21 protein-coding genes are annotated in these 20,220 nt (G+C 67.7%); 11 read left to right on the forward strand and 10 right to left on the reverse strand.

The window, feature by feature from the left end:
- From QZ847_RS10935 to coxB, 5 genes are all read right to left on the reverse strand, one after another.
- On the reverse strand, positions 1-266 hold a 266-nt coding region (locus QZ847_RS10935), incomplete at its 3' end, for a UbiA family prenyltransferase (RefSeq protein ID WP_294356463.1).
- 14 nt (positions 267-280) lie between these two features.
- A complete protein-coding gene (locus QZ847_RS10940; RefSeq protein WP_294356499.1) occupies positions 281-1,234 on the reverse strand; it encodes an alpha/beta fold hydrolase in 954 nt (317 codons plus the stop codon).
- Between the two features lie 29 nt (positions 1,235-1,263).
- Positions 1,264-1,965, reverse strand: coding sequence for an N-acetyltransferase (locus QZ847_RS10945; protein WP_294356465.1), 702 nt, complete (start codon positions 1,963-1,965; stop codon positions 1,264-1,266).
- Between the two features lie 70 nt (positions 1,966-2,035).
- Positions 2,036-3,703, reverse strand: coding sequence for a cytochrome c oxidase subunit I (gene ctaD / locus QZ847_RS10950; RefSeq protein WP_294356468.1), 1,668 nt, complete (start codon positions 3,701-3,703; stop codon positions 2,036-2,038).
- 2 nt (positions 3,704-3,705) lie between these two features.
- Entirely contained in the window at positions 3,706-4,908 is a 1,203-nt protein-coding gene (gene coxB, locus QZ847_RS10955; RefSeq protein WP_294356470.1) for a cytochrome c oxidase subunit II, read from the reverse strand.
- A gap of 215 nt (positions 4,909-5,123) precedes the next feature.
- Here coxB and pyrE point away from each other — a divergent pair, with 215 nt between their 5' ends.
- The 9 genes from pyrE to QZ847_RS11000 all read left to right on the forward strand — a co-directional run bounded on the left by pyrE (position 5,124) and on the right by QZ847_RS11000 (position 12,268).
- Positions 5,124-5,708: an orotate phosphoribosyltransferase gene (gene pyrE, locus QZ847_RS10960; protein WP_294356471.1), complete on the forward strand. Its 585-nt coding sequence runs from the start codon at positions 5,124-5,126 to the stop codon at positions 5,706-5,708.
- A 1-nt stretch (position 5,709) separates the two neighbouring features.
- Positions 5,710-6,453: a pyridoxine 5'-phosphate synthase gene (locus QZ847_RS10965; protein ID WP_294356473.1), complete on the forward strand. Its 744-nt coding sequence runs from the start codon at positions 5,710-5,712 to the stop codon at positions 6,451-6,453.
- A 10-nt stretch (positions 6,454-6,463) separates the two neighbouring features.
- Positions 6,464-6,868, forward strand: a complete 405-nt coding sequence (gene acpS, locus QZ847_RS10970) for a holo-ACP synthase (RefSeq protein ID WP_294356475.1) — start codon at positions 6,464-6,466, stop codon at positions 6,866-6,868.
- Between the two features lie 7 nt (positions 6,869-6,875).
- Positions 6,876-7,841, forward strand: a complete 966-nt coding sequence (lepB, locus tag QZ847_RS10975) for a signal peptidase I (protein ID WP_294356477.1) — start codon at positions 6,876-6,878, stop codon at positions 7,839-7,841.
- Positions 7,838-8,899, forward strand: coding sequence for an AI-2E family transporter (locus QZ847_RS10980; RefSeq protein WP_294356479.1), 1,062 nt, complete (start codon positions 7,838-7,840; stop codon positions 8,897-8,899). Before lepB ends, QZ847_RS10980 begins: the two co-directional genes overlap by 4 nt.
- Positions 8,896-9,537 (forward strand): maleylacetoacetate isomerase, encoded by a 642-nt coding sequence (maiA, locus tag QZ847_RS10985; protein WP_294356480.1) that lies wholly within the window; start codon positions 8,896-8,898, stop codon positions 9,535-9,537. Before QZ847_RS10980 ends, maiA begins: the two co-directional genes overlap by 4 nt.
- Positions 9,538-9,619: 82 nt before the next feature.
- Complete coding sequence (locus QZ847_RS10990) at positions 9,620-10,582, forward strand: hypothetical protein (RefSeq protein WP_294356482.1); 963 nt, start codon at positions 9,620-9,622, stop codon at positions 10,580-10,582.
- A complete protein-coding gene (locus tag QZ847_RS10995; RefSeq protein ID WP_294356484.1) occupies positions 10,555-11,076 on the forward strand; it encodes a DUF2141 domain-containing protein in 522 nt (173 codons plus the stop codon). Before QZ847_RS10990 ends, QZ847_RS10995 begins: the two co-directional genes overlap by 28 nt.
- A gap of 4 nt (positions 11,077-11,080) precedes the next feature.
- Entirely contained in the window at positions 11,081-12,268 is a 1,188-nt protein-coding gene (locus QZ847_RS11000; protein ID WP_294356486.1) for a glycosyltransferase, read from the forward strand.
- Here QZ847_RS11000 and QZ847_RS11005 read toward each other — a convergent pair.
- From QZ847_RS11005 to crtY, 5 genes are read right to left on the reverse strand one after another with little or no spacing between them, the layout of a single operon-like run.
- Complete coding sequence (locus QZ847_RS11005; protein ID WP_294356488.1) at positions 12,247-12,963, reverse strand: polysaccharide deacetylase family protein; 717 nt, start codon at positions 12,961-12,963, stop codon at positions 12,247-12,249. The two genes, QZ847_RS11000 and QZ847_RS11005, sit on opposite strands and share 22 nt — an antisense overlap.
- A 52-nt stretch (positions 12,964-13,015) precedes the next feature.
- Positions 13,016-13,969 carry a phytoene/squalene synthase family protein gene (locus QZ847_RS11010; protein ID WP_294356489.1) on the reverse strand — a complete coding sequence of 318 codons (954 nt, stop codon included), beginning with the start codon at positions 13,967-13,969 and terminating at the stop codon, positions 13,016-13,018.
- Positions 13,966-14,547 carry a TIGR00730 family Rossman fold protein gene (locus QZ847_RS11015; protein WP_294356491.1) on the reverse strand — a complete coding sequence of 194 codons (582 nt, stop codon included), beginning with the start codon at positions 14,545-14,547 and terminating at the stop codon, positions 13,966-13,968. The genes QZ847_RS11010 and QZ847_RS11015 overlap by 4 nt, the downstream gene beginning before the upstream one ends.
- 52 nt (positions 14,548-14,599) lie before the next feature.
- Complete coding sequence (locus QZ847_RS11020) at positions 14,600-16,093, reverse strand: phytoene desaturase (RefSeq protein ID WP_294356492.1); 1,494 nt, start codon at positions 16,091-16,093, stop codon at positions 14,600-14,602.
- Complete coding sequence (crtY, locus tag QZ847_RS11025; RefSeq protein ID WP_294356494.1) at positions 16,090-17,247, reverse strand: lycopene beta-cyclase CrtY; 1,158 nt, start codon at positions 17,245-17,247, stop codon at positions 16,090-16,092. The genes QZ847_RS11020 and crtY overlap by 4 nt, the downstream gene beginning before the upstream one ends.
- Before the next feature lie 116 nt (positions 17,248-17,363).
- Between crtY and pheS the strand changes: the two genes are divergently transcribed.
- Both pheS and pheT read left to right on the forward strand, forming a co-directional pair.
- Positions 17,364-18,527, forward strand: coding sequence for a phenylalanine--tRNA ligase subunit alpha (pheS, locus tag QZ847_RS11030; RefSeq protein ID WP_294356496.1), 1,164 nt, complete (start codon positions 17,364-17,366; stop codon positions 18,525-18,527).
- Between the two features lie 54 nt (positions 18,528-18,581).
- Positions 18,582-20,220, forward strand: a 1,639-nt coding sequence (pheT, locus tag QZ847_RS11035) for a phenylalanine--tRNA ligase subunit beta (protein ID WP_294356497.1), incomplete at its 3' end; no start/stop codon positions are given.

Consider the following 20,220-nt stretch of genomic DNA (forward strand, 5'->3'; position numbering starts at 1 on the left):
CGGCCGGCGGGAAGCGGCCGCTGCGCGGTGCGCTTCATCACCGCGTCGATGTCCGCTTCATACCATTGATTCAACGCACCCGCCGCGCCCGCGCCCAAAGCGATGCATAATATTGCGGTGAATCCCAGCACCGGATCGATCGCAACCGGCGCCGCGAGCATCCCGCACAGCCCCGTGAAGACCACCAACGTCATCACGCGCGGCTTGGTCAACGCAAGGAAATCGCGCCAGTCGGCGGGCGGCAACAGGGGAGCGGCGGGCGTCATGATCGGCGCCGGTCTTACGCCGCGCGCACGCCGGAGGGAAGCCGCGCCAGCCATTCCAGCAGGATGGCGTTCACCTGCACCGGACGCTCCTGTTGCGTCCAGTGTCCACACCCTTCCAGCATATGCCCCTCGACCAGCGGCACGTGCGGGCGCATCACGGCAAGCGGATCGCCGAACGCCCCGAAGCCGAACGACGCCGGATCGCGAGTCCCGCCGATAAACAACGCCGGCTGCTCGATCCGCCGCCCCCGCCATGCCTGCGCCCACACGAAGTCGCGCTCGTGGTTGCGATACCGGTTCAGCGGACCGCGAAAACCGCCGGACTCGAACTCCGCGACCATGTGGTTGAAGTCCGGTTCTTCGAGCCACGGTGGAAAGGTGTCCGGATCGACCATTCCGTCCAGCAGTGTGGCGCCGGCCGGCTTCTCCGGCCACGCCCCCGGCGGGGCATCGCCGCTGATGGCGTAGAACAGCCGCCGCAGATAGCCGCGCACGTCCGCTTCCGCCTCGCGCTCGGCGGGGCCGGGTTCCTGGAACAACTCCTGATAGAAAAAACGCTCCCGATCGGTGAAGGCGCGCCGGAAAATCTCGGTGAATGGCCGGGTGGGAACGCCCGTGAACGGCACCGACAACCCCGCGACCGCCCCGACCCGATTGGGGCGCGTCAGCGCGCTGTACCAGACGATCGGCGCGCCCCAGTCATGGCCGACGAGCACCACCGGCGCGTCCGGTTGCAGCGCATCCGCCACCGCGATCACATCGCCAACGATCTCCGCCATCGCATAGGCTTCGATCGCCTCGGGTTTGTCGGAGCCACCATAGCCGCGCACGTCGATCGCGGCGGCGGTGTGGCCGGCGGCGACAAGCGGTGCGAACTGATGCCGCCAGCTATACCACCCCTCGGGAAAGCCATGCACCATCAGGACGAGCGGACGTTGCAGCTGCCCTTCAACCGGCGCCTCCACCATCACGCGCAGCCGCGCGGTCCCTGTGTCGATCAGGCGAGTGTTGCGCACGGGCCGCTCCTGCGATAATGGTATCCGTAGAGATCCACGGTGAATCCAAGCCGGGCGTAGAGCGCCCGTGCCGGGGTATTCGCTTCCTCGACCTGCAAAGCGATTGCCTCGGCTCCCTGCGCCTCCGTCCAGTCGATCAGCGCGGCGACGATCGCGGCGCCATGACCGTGCCGCCGCGCGCTAGGCTCGGTGGCGATCGCTTCGAGGATCGCGACGCCATGGTGCATGCAGACATAGCCGATCGCTACCGTCCGCCCCTCCCAAACCCGTCTCGCATAGGCGGCGGGATGGACAAGGCGGGCGGCGACATCGCGCGGCTCCTCGATACCGGTAGACAGGCGGCGGCGCGCGGCAAGCCACATGGCATCAGGCGCTTCACCGATCCTCACCTCGCCCGCGATTCGATTGGAAAAGCGCGTGTCGAGCACCCCGCTCGCGACTGACGCGAGATCGGTCAGGCGCAGGATCGTCGGCTGCGCATCAGCGGCGTAGCACGCTGCGATCGCTGCCAATGTATCGTGATCGAGCGCGGCATCGGCCGCGATCGCACTGGCGGCATTGCTACGGCGGCTGCCGCCGCCCGAGCGCGCAACGCTCCATCCCCCGATCCGATCGACGAGCCGCGGCGGGTAAGCAACGGCGCAGGCGCGCTCCACGCGCCACGCCAGCGTACTGGCCGTCATGCGTGCTCCCCTAAAATATCGACGGCGGGGAAGCTGTCGCCGCCCCGCCGCCGGTTGTCGTCCGCGATCGTCAATCGATCTTCGGCAGTGTCTCGAACTGGTGGAAGGGCGGCGGGCTCGATAGCGTCCACTCCAACGTCGTGGCGCCTTCGCCCCATGGATTGTCGGGGGCCTTCTTGCCCGCGATCAGCGACCAGATGACGTTCACGAAGAAGATCGCCATGCCCGCCGCCATGATCATGTAGCCAACCGTGGCGAGATTGTTCCAATGCGCGAAGGCGTCCGGATAGTCCGGATAACGACGCGGCATGCCCTGCAGGCCAAGGAAGTGCATCGGGAAGAACAGCAGGTTCACGCCGACGAAGAAGACCCAGAAGTGCAACTGGCCAAGCAGCTCCGAATACATCTTCCCCGACATCTTGGGAAACCAGTAGTAGAAGCCCGCAAACAGCGAGAACACCGCACCCAGCGACAGCACGTAGTGGAAGTGCGCCACCACGTAATAGGTGTCCTGCATGTAATCGTCGACGCCACCGTTGGCGAGCACGACGCCCGTCACGCCGCCGACGGTGAACATGAAGATGAAGCCGATCGCCCAGACCATCGGAGTCGGGAAACGAAGCGAACCACCCCACATGGTTGCAATCCACGAGAAGATCTTGATGCCGGTGGGCACCGCGATCACCATCGTCGCGGCGGTGAAGTACATCTTCACGTTCACGCTCATGCCGGTCGTAAACATGTGGTGCGCCCAGACGACGAACCCGACCACGCCGATCGCGACCATCGCATAGGCCATGCCGAGGTAGCCGAAGACGGGCTTGCGGCTGAACGTCGCGACGATGTGGCTGATGATGCCGAACCCCGGCAGGATCATGATGTACACTTCGGGGTGGCCGAAGAACCAGAACAGGTGCTGGTAGAGCACCGGATCACCGCCGCCCGCCGGATCGTAGAAGGTCGTGCCGAAATTGCGGTCGGTCAGTAGCATCGTGATCGCGGCCGCGAGTACCGGCAGCGCCAGCAGCAGCAGGAACGCGGTGACGAGCACGGCCCAGGCGAACAGCGGCATCTTGTGCAGCGTCATGCCCGGTGCGCGCATGTTGAAGATCGTGGTAATGAAGTTGATCGCGCCTAGGATCGAGCTTGCGCCCGCCAGGTGGAGCGACAGGATCGCCATGTCGACGCTCGGCCCCGGCTCACCATAAGTGGAAAGCGGCGCGTAGACGGTCCAGCCGGTACCCGCACCGCCGAAGAACGGCGAGGCGAGCAGCAGCAGGAACGCCGGCACGAGCAGCCAGAAGCTGACGTTGTTCATGCGCGGGAACGCCATGTCAGGCGCACCGATCATGATCGGCACGAACCAGTTGCCGAACCCGCCGATCATCGCCGGCATGACCATGAAGAACACCATGATCAGGCCGTGCGCGGTCACCAACACGTTCCACAGATGGAGCGCCTGATCGAACGTCTGTTCCTGACCGCCGTGCAGCATCGCGACCCATTTGGGCAGATACTGGATGCCCGGATGCATCAGCTCGGCGCGCATTAGACCCGAGATCGCGCCGCCGATGATGCCGGCCACGATCGCGAAGATCAGGTAAAGCGTGCCGATGTCCTTGTGGTTCGTCGACATGAACCACCGCGCGAAGAAGCCCGGCAGATGGTCGGCGTGCGCGTCATGGTGATGCGCGTCGTGCGCCTGGAAGGCGGACGGGTGAAGAGCGGTGTCGGTCATGGTCAGCGTCCAGCTTCGCCGACGCCGCCGGGGTTGCCGGTTGCGCCTTGCGGAATGACGGGAGGAGTGGCGGTGCCGTTCTCGGTCGGACCGGTCAAATTGTCGACGATCGCCGCCTCGCTGGCGACAGTGGCCGAATTGTCAGCGCCCGGCTGCGGGATCACCGCGTCAGAGGCTTTGCCCGGCGTCGGCATCGTGCCGCCCTTGGCACGAACCCAGCGTGCGAACGCGGCCGGCGAGACGGCCTCGACCGCGATCGGCATGTAGGCGTGACGCGCGCCGCACAGTTCGGAGCACTGGCCGAAGTAGAGGCCTGGCTTCTCAATGGTGAAGCTCGTCTCGTTCAGGCGCCCGGGGATCGCGTCGAGCTTGATCCAGAAGGCGGGCATCGCCCAGCTGTGAATCACGTCGTTGGCGGTGGTGATCAGGCGGATCGGCACGCCGACCGGCAGCACGACACGGTTGTCGGTCGCGAGCAGGCGGGGACCGTCGGCATCGGTGCGGTAGCGCTCACCGGCTGCGACGTCCGACTTTTCCTTGAGCAGGTTGGCGGTGATCTCGATCCCGCCATTGTCGGGATATTGATAGCTCCAGAACCACTGGTTGCCGATAGCCTTCAAGGTGACGGCACCCGCGGGCGCGGGCTTGAACTGCGCCTGCAGCAGCCCGATCGACGGCACCGCGATCGCGACCAGGATCAGCACGGGGGCGAGCGTCCACACTACCTCGATGAAGGTGTTGTGGCTGGTTTTGGAGGGCACCGGATTACGCGCGGCGCGGAAACGAACGATCACCAGCACCAGCAGCAGCAGCACGAACAGCGAGGTGACCGTGATCAGCGGGAACAGGATGCGGTCGTGAAACCAGTGCGCGCGCAGGCCGTTCTTGGTCACCTGCGGCTGGATGCGCATCAGCCCGTCGGTGGGCTGGCCGATCATCGGCTTTGCGCTCATCGTCGGCGCGCCGTCCTGCGCCAGTTCGAGCGCGGCGGGTGCCTTCTCGTTGAGCTTGGGCGGATTGGCCGCGCTCATCTTCGGCGCGGCGGGATCGGCGGCGTTGGCGGGTTCGAGCGCGCTCGGAACGCCGGGCTGCGCCGTCTTGATCTCGGGTGCGGCCGGAGGCGTCTGGGCGTGAACGCCTCCGCCCATCGCAAGGCCGGCGAGCGCGAGGCCGCCTGCCAAGATCATCGTCTTCAAGCGGTTCATCGTGCTTCCATCACCCCTGCGTCGCGGCACGGGAGTGCCCCCCCAGACCTGGCGGGCATTGTCGCCCATCTGGTCTGCCTATACGCGGCACCCCCTTTTGCCTCAAGAGGGCGCGATTGCGCGAATATTTCGCTAGCCAGCTGCGTTGCGCCAAGCCGTATGCGACCGTATCTGCGCAAGCCTGACAAGGCCGGCAACGATCAGGAGTGCACGCGATGACCGAGGACGAGGTGCTGGCCGAGTTCCGTGCCGCCGACGCGCTGCTGGAGGGGCATTTTATCCTATCCTCAGGGCTGCGTAGCCCACGCTATCTGCAATGCGCGCGTGTGTTGATGGACCCGCGCCGGGCAGAGCGGCTGTGCCAGGCACTGGCGCGGACGATCCCGGCCGAGTTGCGCACACGGATCAGCGCGGTGGTCGCACCCGCGATGGGCGGCGTGATCGTCGGCTACGAGATGGCGCGTGCGCTGGGCGTCGAGGCGATGTTCGTCGAGCGGCCGACCGGCACGTTCGAGCTGCGCCGCGGCTTTCGGCTGGAGCCGGGCCAAGAGGTGCTGATGATGGAGGACGTCGTCACCACCGGGCTTTCCTCGCGCGAGGCGATCACGGCGATCGAGGCGGCAGGCGGGCGCGTGATCGCGGGCGCGGCGCTGGTCGATCGCTCGAACGGCCAAGCCGACATCGGCGTGCCGTTCTTCCCGCTGCTGACACTCGACGTGCCGAGCTACGCCGCGGACGCGCTGCCGCCCGCGTTGGAGGCGATCCCTGCGATCAAGCCCGGCAGCCGGGCGGCGGCCTGAGATGGCGCAGCCGCTGCGCCTGGGCGTCAACATCGACCATGTCGCGACCGTCCGCAACGCGCGCGGTGGCGCGGTGCCCGATCCGGTTCGCGCGGCGGTGCTCGCCGCCTCCGCCGGAGCCGACGGCATCACCGCGCACCTGCGCGAGGATCGCCGTCACATCACCGATGACGATATCGCGCGGCTGGTGAGCGAATTGGCCGCGCTCGACCGCGCGGTTCCGCTCAACCTCGAAATGGCGGCGACCGGGGAAATGCTCGGCATCGCGCTCAGGCACCGCCCGCACGCTGCCTGTATCGTGCCGGAGAAGCGTGAGGAGCGCACCACCGAGGGCGGACTGGATGCGGCGGGGCAGCACGATGTACTGGCACCAATGGTGCGCGAACTGCGTGACGCCTACGTGCGCGTGTCGCTGTTCATCGAACCATCGGCGGAGCAGGTGGCCGCAGCGGTGTCGCTCGGTGCGCCGGTGGTCGAACTCCACACCGGCCGCTACGCCGAGAGCGAGGGTGAGGCACGCAGCGACGAACTACGCCGCCTGAGCGATGCCGCCGCGCTCGCCGCCAAGAACGGCATCGAAGTGCATGCCGGCCACGGGCTGACGTTCGACAACGTCCAGCCGATCGCCGCCATTCCGCAGGTGGTCGAACTCAACATCGGGCATTTCCTGATCGGCGAGGCGATCTTCGTCGGGTTGTACGAGAGCGTACGGCGGATGAAGACCGAAATGGCGGCGGTACGGTGAGGACGCGCGCTTGATCATCGGGCTCGGCTCCGACCTGTGTAACATCGAGCGCATCCAGGCGTCGCTCGACCGATTCGGCGAGCGATTCGAGCGCCGTGTCTTCACCGAGGTCGAACGTGCCAAGGCGGCGAAGCGCCCGTTCACGCGGGCGGGAACACTCGCGAAGCGCTTCGCGGCGAAGGAAGCGTTCAGCAAGGCGGTCGGCACCGGGTTCAAGGCGGGCGTGTTCATGCGCGATATCGGTGTCGTGAACGCAGCGTCGGGGGCGCCGACGCTGGCGCTGACGGGCGGCGCCAGGGCGCGGCTCGACGCGATGGTGCCGGCGGGGTATGAAGCACGCATCCATCTGACCTTGACCGACGATCATCCGTGGGCGCAGGCCTTCGTGATTATCGAAGCGTTACCCATCGGATAAGCTGCACGTGGCCGACGACCTCACGCTCACTCCCAACGGTCACTCTGGCAGCGGTCACCCGAGCGACGCGACCCCGGCCGACAAGCCGGGCGAGCGCGCCGGTTTCGACTGGTGGAGCGAGGCGAAGGGGCTGTTCTGGCTCGTGCTCGCGGTGCTGGGCTTCCATTCGTTTGTCGCCAAGCCGTTTTATATTCCGAGCGAGTCGATGCTGCCCGGGCTGATGGTGGGCGACCGGCTGGTGGTGTCGAAGTTCGCCTACGGCTGGTCGTTCGTGTCGCCGACGATCCCCGATCCGGTCGCGATCATCGACGATCTTGTCCTCCACAAGCCGGTCGAGAGTTGGTCGGTGCAGCTGCCCTTCATTCCTGGCCGCATCTGGGGCAGCCTGCCCGAGCGCGGCGACGTGGTGATCGTGACGCCGCCGGGGTCGTCAAGCGATTACATCAAGCGTGTCATCGGCCTGCCGGGTGATACGCTCGAGGTGCGGGGCGGTGTTGTGTTCCTGAACGGGGTGGCGGTGCCGCGCGGGCCGCTGCACTTCCGTGACCTGCCGGTCGATGCCAACGCGACCTGCGATCCGCTGCAATATCCCGGCGCGCCCCGCGTGCTCGCCGACGGGCGCAGCGTCTGCCACTTGCCGATCGTGACCGAGACGCTACCGAACGGGCGCCGCTACGACACGGTCGACCTGCAGCCCGATTCGCCCGGCGACGATTACGGCCCCGTCCGCATCCCTGCCGGTCGCGTGTTCCTGATGGGCGACAACCGCGACCGGTCGGCCGATAGCCGCTTCGCGCTGGGCGGGTTCGAGCGCGGGCTGGGGGGACCGGTGCCGGTCGAGAACCTGGGCGGGCGTGCGGAGTTCATCACCTTCTCGGTCGATGGCGACGCAACGCTCAACCCGCTGACCTGGTGGTCGTCGCTGCGGGCCGGTCGCGCGGGTACGTCGCTGCATCCGGAGCGCATGCAATGAACAAGCACGACGACCAGGTGACCGTGGTCGAAGGCGCGAGCCCGCACGAGGTGCGCGATCCCGCCGTGCGTGCGGAGATCAAGCGCGCGGCGGTGTGGCTGGGCCTTGCCGGTGCGATCGCGCTGGTGGTGTTGCTGGTGCAGCCGCTGCTCGTGATCTTCGCGGGACTCGTTTTCGCCGCGCTGCTCGATGGCGGGGTGCGGCTGCTCGGGCGCGTGCTGCCGATCTCGCGCGGGTGGCGGCTGCTGATCGTCTGCCTGCTGACGCTCGCCTTCCTCGTCGGCACTTTCTATCTCGCGGGTGTGCAGATCACCGAGCAGGTGATGCAGTTGCGCTCGACGGTCGAGACGCAGTTGGTGCGATTGTCGGGTTGGTTGTCGTCGAAAGGGCTGATGCCGGGTGCGTCCGACCTGAACGGCATCGCGCGCCAGGCGCTCGGCTCGGTCGGCAAAGTCACCGCCTTCGTCGGCACCGCATTCGGCGCGCTGACGACGATGTTCATGATTCTGGTGATCGGGCTGTTCGTCGCGATCGACCCGCGCGTCTACGACCGCGGGTTCCAGTGGATGATCCCGGAGGAAAACCGTGCCGAAGTGGCGGTGACGATGCAGCGGATGGCGCGCACGCTGCGCCGCCTGCTCGCCGGGCGCCTCCTCGGCATGGCGTTCGAGGGCGCGTTCGTCGGCGTGGCACTATGGATCGCGGGCGTGCCGATGGCGCTGATCCTGGGCATCGTCACCGGTATGCTCGCTTTCATCCCCAACGTCGGCGCGTTCGTGTCGGGGGCGATGACGATCGCGGTCGGTTTCTCGGCCGGCATGCACACCGGCGTGCTCGCGATCCTGATCTACGTAGCGGTGCAGGTGATCGACGGCTATGTCGTGATCCCAATGGTGGCAAAGAGGACGGTCGACCTGCCGCCCGCGCTGACGCTCGGCGCGCAGATCCTCGCGAGTGCGCTGTTCGGGATCATCGGGCTGGCGCTCGCCGATCCGATGACCGCGATGATCAAGGCGGCGATGGAGCGGCGGTCGGAGAAGGCCGAGGAAGCCCAATGAGCGACATCGTCCTGCACGATTACTGGCGCTCCTCGGCGGCGTACCGCGTGCGCATCTGCCTCAACCTGAAACGCGTTCGCTATACTTCGGTCGCGGTGAACCTGCTGGAGGGTGCGCAGAGAGGCGAGGCCAATCGCGCGATCAATCCGCAGGGGCTGGTGCCGACGCTGGTGGTCGACGGCCACGCGCTGACGCAGAGCCTGGCGATCATCGACTGGCTCGACGCGACCTTTCCCGAACCAGCGATGGTGTCGGGCGACCCGATCATTCGATCGGGCCAGCTGGCGCGCGCGCTGGTGATCGCCGCCGACATCCACCCAATCGACAATCTGCGTGTGCTGAAACGGCTGGAGCAGCAGTTCGGCGCCGATCAGGCCGCGCGGGACGATTGGTACCGCCACTGGGTGATCGAGGGGCTGACCGCGCTCGAGACGATGGCGGCGGACACGCCCGAGGGACCGTTCCTGGGCGGAGAGGCGCCCGACATCGCCGATTTGTGCCTGATGCCGCAGCTCTACAACGCGCGCCGATTCGAGGTGCCGCTCGGCGACATGCCGCGGCTATGCGCCGCCGACGCAGCGATGGCGGCGCTGCCCGAGGTCGCAGCCGCGCACCCGGATTGCGTGCGGCCGCGCTGAGCGGCTTGCATCGCGCAACATCGCGTGCGTTCAATGGTCGGGTAATGACGGTGCCACCGGGAATGGACAAGGGCGCGGCGCGATGACCGCGGGCGCGATTGGGGACGATGCCGGCCGTCCATCACCGGACGAGGCGCATCTGAGCACACTCGAGCCGATCCGGCGGCGGCGGTCGCGCTGGCCGCGCGTTTTGGCAACGGTGCTGACGGGCGTGATGCTGATCGGGCTGGCGCAGGAGCTGCTCGACCACGGTCTACGTGGCCTAACCAACAGGCTGCCGCGCAGCGGCTGGTTCTACCTGCTGTTTCTCTTGTCCTACTTCACCACGCCGGTGGTCGACTTCATCATCTTTCGGCGATTGTGGCGGGTGCCGGCGAGCGCGTTCGGCGCGCTGAACCTGAAACGCGTCGCCAACGACCTGCTGATCGGCGTGACCGGCGACGCTTACTTCTACGCCTGGGCGCGTGCGCGGTTGAAGATGGTGACGGCGCCATTCGGCGCAGTGAAGGATGTCAGCCTGTTGTCGGGTCTGGCGGGTAACACCGCCGCGATCCTGCTGGGCGCGATCGCGCTGCCGCTCGGCTACAAGTTGATCGATCCGCCGGTGTTGCACGCGATGCTGTGGTCGCTCGGGCTGACCGGGGTGATCGTCGGCGCTTTGCTGTTCCTGTCGCCAATCGTCTTCTCGCTTGCGCGCAGGCAATTGTGGTGGATCTATCGCTGGACGATGTACCGCATCGCGATCAGCAGCCTGGCGCTGGCGGTGGCGTGGCATTTCGCGATGCCGAGCGCGTCGGTCTTCATGTGGGTATTCCTGATGGCGGGGCGGCTGCTGGTCTCGCGCCTGCCGTTCCTGCCCAACAAGGATCTGCTGTTCGCCAACTTCGCGATACTGGTCATCGGGCACGACCGCGCACTGTCGGAGTTGATGGCGTTCACCGCGGCGTCAACCTTGCTGATGCATATCGTCATGGTCGGTGTCTTCGGCGCCGGGTACGTGTGGGAAAGGGTCAAGGAATGGCGAAGGTCTGGCGAGGCGCGCTGATCGCACTGGCGGGAATGACGAGCGTCACTTCAGTGTCGGCGAGCGCGCAGGTGCTGGGTCCCGACGCGCCGGCGTGCAGCGGCGGGCAGGGTTCGGCGATCCTGGCGACGATCACGGGGCTGAAGGATGCGCGCGGCACGATCAAGCTCGAGCTCTATCCGGCGAACGAGACCGATTTTCTGGAGGACGACAAGAAGCTGCTCGCCGCGGGCAAGGTGTTCCGGCGCATCACGGTGGCCGCGCCAGCGAGTGATGTCGCGCGCATGTGCATCCGCGTGCCGCGTCCGGGCCGCTACGCGCTGTTCTTCGGTCACGACCGCGACGGCAAGCGCAAGTTCGACTTCTGGAGCGACGGCGCCGGCTTTCCGGGCAACCGCAAGATCGGCCGCTCGCGCCCCAAACTCTCCGACGCGCTGATCCAGGTCGGGCCGGGCGTGACGCAGACGGTCATTCGCGCGCAATATTTGCGCGGGCTGGGCGGGTTCGGGTTCTAGTCCCGTGCGCATCGTCGAGGTGAACGAGCTCTACTCGCCGACCGGCGGGGGCGTGAAGAGTTACGTCGATGCCAAGCTGGCGATCATGGCGCGGCAAGGCCATGAGCTGATCGTGATTGCGCCCGGCCGCACGACGCGGATCGAGGAGCGGTCGGCCGGCGGGCGTGTCATCTATGTCAAATCGCCAACGATTCCGATCGACCGCAATTATGGGTTGTTCTGGGACGCCGCACCGATCCACGCTTTGCTCGACGAGCTACAGCCCGACGTGGTGGAGAATTGCTCGCCGTGGCGCTCTGCCGGGATCGTCGCCGATTGGCCGGGGCCGGCGCTCAAGAGCTGGTTTCTCCACAACGACAATCTCGACGCTTATCCCAAGCGCTGGTTCGGACGGATCGCGTCGCCCGAGCGGGTCGAGCGCGCGTTCGACTGGTACAACCGCTATCTCGACCGCTGCTTCGCGCGCTACGACACGGTCGTCACCAACGGGCCGGTGCTGTTCAAGCGTTACCGCGCACGCGGCGTCCGCGTCGATGCGGCGTTTCCGCTCGGCATCGACCGTCACCGCTTCTCGCCCACGCTGCGCGACGAAAGCCTGCGTGCATCGATGCTGGCGGAATGCGGCCTGCCGCCCGACGCGCACCTGCTGCTGGCAGTAGGGCGGCATCACCCTGAAAAGCGCTGGCCGATGGTGATCGACGCGGTCCAGCGCGCGGGTGCGCGGGCACCGGTCGGCATGATGATGCTGGGGCAGGGCCCCAATACCGCCGCGCTCGAACGCCACATCGGCAGCAGCCCGCATATCCGCCTCTACCATCCGGTCTACGACCGCCCGCAGCTCGCCACCTTCATGGCGAGCGCCGACGCGTTCATCCACGGCGCGTCGAACGAGACATTCGGGCTGGTCGCGTCGGAGGCGCTGGCGAGCGGCATGCCGTTGATCGTGCCCGACGAGGGCGGCGCGTTCGAGGTCGCCGCTCCCGCTTATGCCGAGACGTACCGCGCGGGCGACGCTTATGCTTGTTCCGCTGCGATCCTGCGGCTGCTGGCGCGCGATCAGGCCGAGCTACGTGCCGCAGCGCGGGAGGCTGCCGCGCAGGTGCGGTCGGACGAGCAGCATGCCGCCGATCTGGTCAGCTTCTACACGCAGCGCATCGCCGAGCGTGATCGTCAGGCGCGCAAGTCGGCGTAAGCGGCGGGGCTGTGGTTGCGGAAGTCGCCGAGCGTTCGCGTGATGCTGCGCATCAGCGCGGGCACGCGCGTGTCACCGGGATGGACCGCGACGCGCACGGTGCGCACAGGCTGCAGCATCCGGCGCAGCAGCGCGGCGGCGGCGAGCGAGCTGAGCTGGCGCGGGCGCGATCGGCTGGCCCAGGTGATGACCGGCCCGCGCGCGAGCACCTGCCCGGATGGCTGCCACACGCGCGCGTGATCCTCCGCCAGCGCGAAGCCCGCGTCGCCGAGCGCGCGGCGCGCATCGTCGGAATAGAGCCACGCCGGGGCGATGAAGCCGGCCGCCGCGCGCCCGATCGTGTCCTCGACCAACGCCTTGCCACGCAGCATCCGCGCAAGCGCCTCATCGTGATCGAGCCCGAGGAACTCGCCCTCGCCCGCGGTCATGTGGCGCGCCTTGAACGCGGCGGTGCCGGCATGGTCGCTGGTATCGCGGTGGAACCAGCCGTGGACGAACATCTCGATCCCGCGATCGGACCAGTCGCGCAGCCGCGCCTTGAACGCCGGCGTCAGCGGCGCGCCGCCCCAGTGATCGGGCACGACCAGCATCGCCAGCCGCTCGCCGACGTGCGGCGCCAGGTGCGCGAGCAGCAGGTCGACCTCGCGCTCAAAGCGGGGCGACACGTCATGGATCGAGGCGAGCAGGCGTTTCATCGCGAGCAGCTGTAGCCGATTGCAGTGCACCGCGCAGCAGCGTGCGTGGGGATCAGCGACGCGGACGCGTCCACAACTCCGGTGCGCGCGGCGCATCGGGGATCGCCATGCGCCCGCGCGCCGCGACGCAGCTGCGCGCGATCCACGCGAGCTTCTCCCACTTGCTCGTGGTGACGCGGTGATCCCACGCCGCGGGGCCGCGTGTCGCCACCTTGCGCGCGATGTCGCCATAGATGCCCGCCGCCGCCAGCACAGCCCAGGCCGACCGGCGTGACAGCGCCTTGGTACCGACGCGGGCGCTCGACTCGTGCAACTCGGCGCGGGTGGCGAGCCGGCGCGCGAGCACGACCAAACGGTCGCGAAACGGCGGCTTCATGTGCTGGCCCGGCGGTATGTCCATCTCCGCCAGCCACTCGTCGGGCAGGTAGCAGCGCCCGGCGCGGTCATCTTCCTCGATGTCACGCGCGATATTGGCGAGTTGGAATGCGAGTCCCAGGTCGCACGCGCGGTCGAGCGTCGCCTCGTCGTCGGGCGACACACCCATGACGAGCGCCATCATGCACCCGACCGCGCCCGCGACATGGTAGCAGTAGCGGTAGAGATCGGCCTCGCTGCGCGGGCGCCATTCCTCCGCGTCGAGCTGGAACCCGTCGATCAGGTCATGTGCGAGGGCCCGCGGCAGGCGGACTTCAGCGGCGACGATGCGCAGCGCGTCGAACGCGGGATCGCCGATTACCTCGCCATCGAGCGCGCGGTCGGTCAGCCGGCGCACCTCGCCGACTCGCGCCTCGGCGTCGGCCACGCGGCGCATGCCGTGGCCGTGGTCCTGGCCGTCGACGATGTCGTCGCATCGGCGGCACCAGGCGTAGAGCAGCCACGCGCGCTCGCGCGTTTCGCGGTCGAACAGACGCGAGGCGGCGGCGAAGCTCTTCGATCCGCGCGCGATCGATTCCTCGGCCGCGGCGACGATCGCGTCGCGCGAGGGGAACGCGGGTTTATGGCTCAAAGGTCCTCCGCCGCCATCCGCACGATCGGCTGCGTCGGGCGGTGGTCCGCCATCCGGTCCAGCAGCGCGTCGAATGTGTCGGCGACGATCAAAAGGTCGCGGTGCTGCGCGCGCAGGAAGCCGACTTCGCCCATCTTTTCCCAGAAGGCGATCAGGTGATCGTAATAGCCGTTGGCGTTGAGCAGCCCCACGGGATCGGCGTGGTAGCCGAGTTGCGCCCAGCTGAGCGCTTCCCACAATTCGTCCATTGTTCCGGTGCCGCCGGGCAGCGTGACGAAGCCGTCGGACAGGTCGGTGAAGGCGCGCTTGCGCTCGTGCATGCCGGTGACGACGTGAAGCTCGGTGAGCCCGCGGTGCGCGACCTCCGCGTTGACCAACGCCTGTGGGATGATGCCGATCACTTCGCCGCCCGCCGACAGCGCGCCGTCCGCTACCGCGCCCATCAACCCCAGCCGTCCGCCGCCGTACACTAGGCCGATGCCGCGCTTTGCAAGTCCCTCGCCGACTTGACGCGCGAGTTGGACGTAAGAGGGGTCGGCGGGAGTAGCTGAGCCACAGTAAACGGCGAGACGCTTCATCCCCGCCCCGCTAGGCCAAGCGAGGCGGGTCGACAACCGTCAGGCGCGGCGTTCACGCCGCGACCGGTGTGCGGAACCCTTCCAGCATCAGCGCCGCGGTCGCCTTGGCGCTGCCGACCACGCCGGGAATCCCTGCGCCCGGATGCGTGCCGGCGCCGGTGAAGAACAGGTTCGAGATCGCGTCATCGCGGTTGTGGACGCGGAAATACGCGCTCTGCGTCAGCACGGGCTCGAGGCTGAAGGCGCTGCCCAGATGCGCGTTCAGGTCGTGCTGAAAATCGGTCGGTGCGTAGCTGAACTTGGTGACGATGCGCGAATGAATGTCGGGGATCAGCCGGCGGCCGACCTCGTCGAGGATGCGCTTCTCCAGGATCGGCGCGACGGTTTCCCAGTCGCCGGTGAACTTGCCCATGTGCGGCACCGGCGCCAGCGCGTAGAAGGTCGAATGCCCCTCAGGCGCCAGACTCGGATCAGTGACGGTCGGGTGGTGCAGGTAGAGCGAGAAATCCTCGCTCAAGACGCCGTGATCGTAGATGTCGTCGAGCAGTCCCTTATAGCGCGGGCCGAACAGGATCATGTGGTGCGGGATGCCCGGCCATGTGCCGGTGACGCCGAAGTGGACGACGAACAGCGACGGCGAGTAGCGCTTGCGCTCGAGCTTCTCCGCGGTGCGCCGGGCCGCGCCCGAATCGGGCAGCAGGTCGCGGTAGACGTGCATGATGTCGGCGTTGGCGGCGATCTGGTCGACCTCCTGCCGGTACCCGCCCGCGGTCTGCACCGCGGTGACGCGGTCGCCGAGTGTCTCGATCTTCGACACCGGATCGTTCAGGCGGATTTTGCCGCCAAGTCGTTCGAACAGCGCGACCATGCCGGCGACCAGCCGATTGGTGCCGCCCTGTGCGAACCAGACGCCGCCGTCGCGTTCCAGCTTGTGGATCAGCGCGTAGATCGCGCTGGTGGTCATTGGATTGCCGCCGACCAGCAATGTGTGGAAGCTAAGCGCCTGCCGGAGCTTCTCGCTTTCGACGAACTTTGACACGATCGAGTAGACCGAACGCCACGCCTGGTATTTGGCGAGCGCGGGCGCGGCCTTCACCATCGACGCGAAGTCGAGGAAGGCGACGTGGCCCAGCTTCTCATATCCCTCGCGGTAGACGCCGGCGGAATAATCGAGAAAGCGGCCGTAGCCGGCGACATCGGCCGGATTGAGCTTGGCGATCTCGGCGCGGAGCACCTCGTCGTTGTTGGTGTAATCGAAGGTGGTGCTGTCGGGCCAGTGGAGTCGGTAGAAGGGTTGCACCGCCTCCAGCACTACGTCGTCGGCCATGCGGTTGCCCGACAGGTTCCAGAGTTCCTCCAGGCAGGCCGGATCGGTAATCACCGTAGGCCCGGCGTCGAAGGTGAAGCCGTCACGCTCCCAATAATAAGCGCGCCCGCCAGGCTTGTCGCGCGACTCGAGGATCGTCGTCTCGACTCCGGCGGACTGGAGCCGGATCGCGAGCGCCAGCCCGCCGAAGCCTGCGCCGATCACCACTGCACGCGTCATGATGCATCCTTCAAAGCAGCCATCGCGCGCCCGATCGGCACCGGCGGTTTGCCGGCGAGCACGCGCATCTTGTCGAGCGTCGTCGAACGGGCGGCGTAGAAACGCGACACCAATCCGGGACGTAGGCTGTAGAAACGCTCCAGCACGCGGTAACGCTCCGCCGGCTCGGCCGCCTTGAACAGCATGAGATCGAGCATGCGGTAGAATTTGCGCTTCGCCCAGGCGCGTGCCGCGTGCGCGTGGGTTAGATCATGCAGGGCAGCCCCCGACAGGTCGTTCGCATCCGCGATCAAATGCGCGAACCGGACCGCGTCGGGAAAGGAGTAGCCGGTCGTCGGATGGAACAGCCCGGCGCGCACGCCTGCCTTCGCCACCTTGCCGGTCGAGCGCCAGTAAGCCTCGAAGTCACCGCCGAGTACGACCGCGAGCACGCCGTGCTCCTCGCGCGCGACCACGTGATCGCCCCAGCCCGCGGCGCGTGCATAGTCGCCGATCCGGTCGCGCAAGGTGGCGCGGTCGAGGTCGGGCGTGTCGCTGTAATAGGTGTCCTCGACCAGCAGCGTGTCGGCGGAGAAGGGTAGCAGGTAGACGAAGCGGTAACCGTCGTGCTGGCGGACGGTCGCATCCATCACCACGGGCCGTTCGATCCCGTGGCCGCCGGCGACGCGCAGTTCCTGCCCGACGAACTTCTGCCAGCCGCATTCGAGCGTGGAGAGGTCGCCCGCGCCGCGCGCATCGATCACGCCGCGCGCCTCGACGCGGTCACCATCCGCCATCACCACCGCGGTGGCGCTGCAGGCCAGCACTTTCCGCCCTGTCATGAGCGCGAGTTCGGGCAGTGTTGCGCGGACGTGCGCGTCGAGCCGCTCGGAGCGGACGGTGTAATAGGGTTGCGCCAGCGTGCGCGCGTGCGCGGGAAAGCGGACGTCGTAATCGGGCCAGGCATGCGCGACGATCGGCGCGATCAGCGGGCGGTGCGGTTTCACCACATCGGCACCGAAGAACGACCATAGATGATGCCCGCCGAACACAGTGCCGCCCTCGATCACGCGCACGTCGAGGTCGGGCCGGCGCGCGTGAAGCGCGAGCGCGGTCAGCGAACCCGCGAGCCCGCCGCCGACGATCGCGACATCGCATAGGATGGTGGAGGGCATTGTCGTCCGGCCTAGCCGATCGCCGGGCACGCGGGAAGGTCCAGCGTGGCACCGTCGGGGCGGGCGGAGGCGCGCAGGGCTTGATTTCCGCCGCCACCTCAGGGACGGCGGAGGGCATGAGCGATATTGAAGACATGAAGGCGCATTATCTCGTCGCGATCGAAGCCTGCGCCGGGCTGGAGGCGCTGGAGGCCGTCCGCGTCGAGGCGCTGGGCAAGCAGGGCCGCGTCACCGCGCTGTTGAAGACGATGGGCAAATTGTCGCCCGACGAGCGGCTGGTGCAGGGCCCGGCGATCCACGGGCTGCGCGAGGCGGTGACCCAGGCGCTCGCGACGCGCAAGGATGTGCTGGAGAATGTCGCGCTGGAGGCGAAACTCGCCGCCGAGCGCGTCGATGTGACGCTGCCGGTCGACGCGATGCCTGCGGGCAGCGTGCACCCGGTCAGCCAGGTGATGGACGAACTCGCCGAGATCTTCGCCGATCTAGGTTTCGCGGTCGCGACCGGGCCGGAGATCGAGGACGACTGGCACAATTTCGGCGCGCTCAACATTCCTGACACGCATCCCGCGCGCGCAATGCAGGATACTTTCTATCTCGAGCGTCCCGCGAGAGCGGCCGGCGAGGCGGGCATCGCCTCGTCCGACGACACCGGCTCCGCCGGTGGCGCAGCCCCCTTCGTTCTGCGCACCCACACCTCGCCGGTGCAGATCCGCACCATGATGCAGCAGAAGCCACCGCTTCGCATCATCGCGCCGGGACGCGTCTACCGCTCCGACTGGGATGCGACGCACACGCCGATGTTCCACCAGATCGAGGGGCTGGTGATCGACAAGGGCATTACGCTCGGCCATCTGAAATGGACGCTGGAGACGTTCCTGCGCGCGTTCTTCGAGCGCGACGACGTCGTTCTGCGGCTGCGGCCGAGCTATTTTCCGTTCACCGAACCCTCGGCGGAGGTCGACGTCGGCTTCACGATCGAGAAGGGCAAGCGCGTGATCGGCGGCGATCCGAATGGTCCGGGCGGCGGCTGGATGGAGGTGCTGGGCTCGGGCATGGTCCACCCCAAGGTGATTTCGGCGTCCGGGCTGGATCCCGACGAGTGGCAGGGCTTTGCCTTTGGCTGCGGCATCGACCGGCTCGCGATGCTCAAATACGGCATCGACGACCTGCGTCCGGTGTTCGAGGGCGATATCCGCTGGTTGAAGCATTACGGTTTCGCCGCGCTCGACGTGCCGACGCTTTCTGCGGGCGTTGGGTCGGGCGGTCTCGGCACCGCCTGAACCAACCTTTTTCTTTTACCGACCCGCGTATGCGGGATCACGGAAGTTTTCGACATGAAGTTCACGCTTTCCTGGCTCAAGGATCACCTCGACACCGATGCGTCGCTGGGCGACATCCTGGCCGCGCTGACGCGAGTCGGGCTGGAGGTCGAGGGCGTCGAGAACCCGGCCGAGCGCCTGTCGGGGTTCCGCGTCGCGCGGGTGCTGACCGCGGAGCGTCACCCACAGGCGGACAAGTTGCAGGTGCTGTCGGTTGATGCCGGGGATGGCCCGTTGCAGGTCGTGTGCGGCGCACCCAACGCGCGCGCCGGGCTCGTCGGCGTGTTCGGACTGCCCGGCGCGACGGTTCCTGCGAACGGCATGGTGCTGCGCGTCGCCGCGATCCGCGGGGTCGAATCGAACGGCATGATGTGCTCGACCCGCGAGCTCGAGCTGGGCGAAGATCACGACGGGATCATCGAACTGCCCGCCGACGCGCCGGTCGGGATCGACTTTGCCAGCTACGCGCAGCTCGACGATCCGGTGATCGATGTGTCGGTCACGCCCAACCGGCCGGATTGCATGGGCGTGCGCGGGATCGCGCGCGACCTCGCCGCTGCGGGACTTGGCACGTTGAAGCCGCTCGACGTGGCGGCGGTTGCCGGAGAGGGTCCGGGTCCTGACGTGCGGATCGACGACGCGGAGGGCTGCCGCGCCTTTTATGCGCAGGGGGTGTCGGGCGTGAAGAATGGTGAGTCGCCCGAGTGGCTGCGTCGGCGGCTGAATGCGATCGGGCAGAAGCCGATCAGCGCGCTGGTTGACGTCACCAATTACGTGATGATCGACCTCGGCCGCCCGCTGCACGTCTACGATCGGGCGAAGCTAAGCGGCGCGATGGTCGCGCGCGCGGCGAAGGACGGGGAGGAGGTACTCGCGCTCAACGGCCGCACCTATGCCTTGCGCGCCGGCATGACGGTGATCGCCGACGATCAGGCGGTCCACGACATCGGCGGCGTCATGGGCGGCGAGCATTCGGGTGTCACCGCCGGCACGACCGACGTGCTGATCGAGTGCGCCTACTTCGACCCCGACGCCATCGCGCGCACCGGACAGGCGCTGCAACTGAGCAGCGACGCGCGGACCCGGTTCGAGCGCGGGGTCGACCCTGCCTTCCTCGACGATGGGCTCGCGACCGCGACGCGGATGGTGGTCGACCTGTGCGGCGGTCGCGCCAGCGAAGTCACCCGCGTCGGCGAGCCGCCGCTCGAGCCGCGCCGCTACGCCTATGATCCCGCGCGCGTCGAGACGCTCGGCGGGCTCGCGGTCGCGCCCGATCGGCAGCGCGCGATCCTGACCTCGCTCGGCTTCACCGTGGACGATGACTGGCAGGTAACGGCGCCGACGTGGCGTCCTGACATCGACGGCAGCGCTGATCTGGTCGAGGAAGTGATCCGCATCGAGGGCATCGACAACGTGCCCTCGGTCGCCTTGCCCCGCCCCGCCGGCGTCGCGACGCCGACCGCGACGCCGGCGCAGAAGCTGGAGCGCCGCGTCCGCCGCGCCGCCGCCGCGCGGGGGCTCGACGAGGCGGTGACGTGGAGCTTCGTGTCGGAGGACGCCGCGGCGGCGTTCGGCGGTGGCGCCTGGACGCTCGCCAACCCGATCAGCGAGGAGCTGAAGGTGATGCGCCCCTCGCTGCTGCCGGGTCTGCTCT

Source organism: uncultured Sphingomonas sp., assembly GCF_913778135.1.
Lineage (GTDB): Bacteria > Pseudomonadota > Alphaproteobacteria > Sphingomonadales > Sphingomonadaceae > Sphingomonas.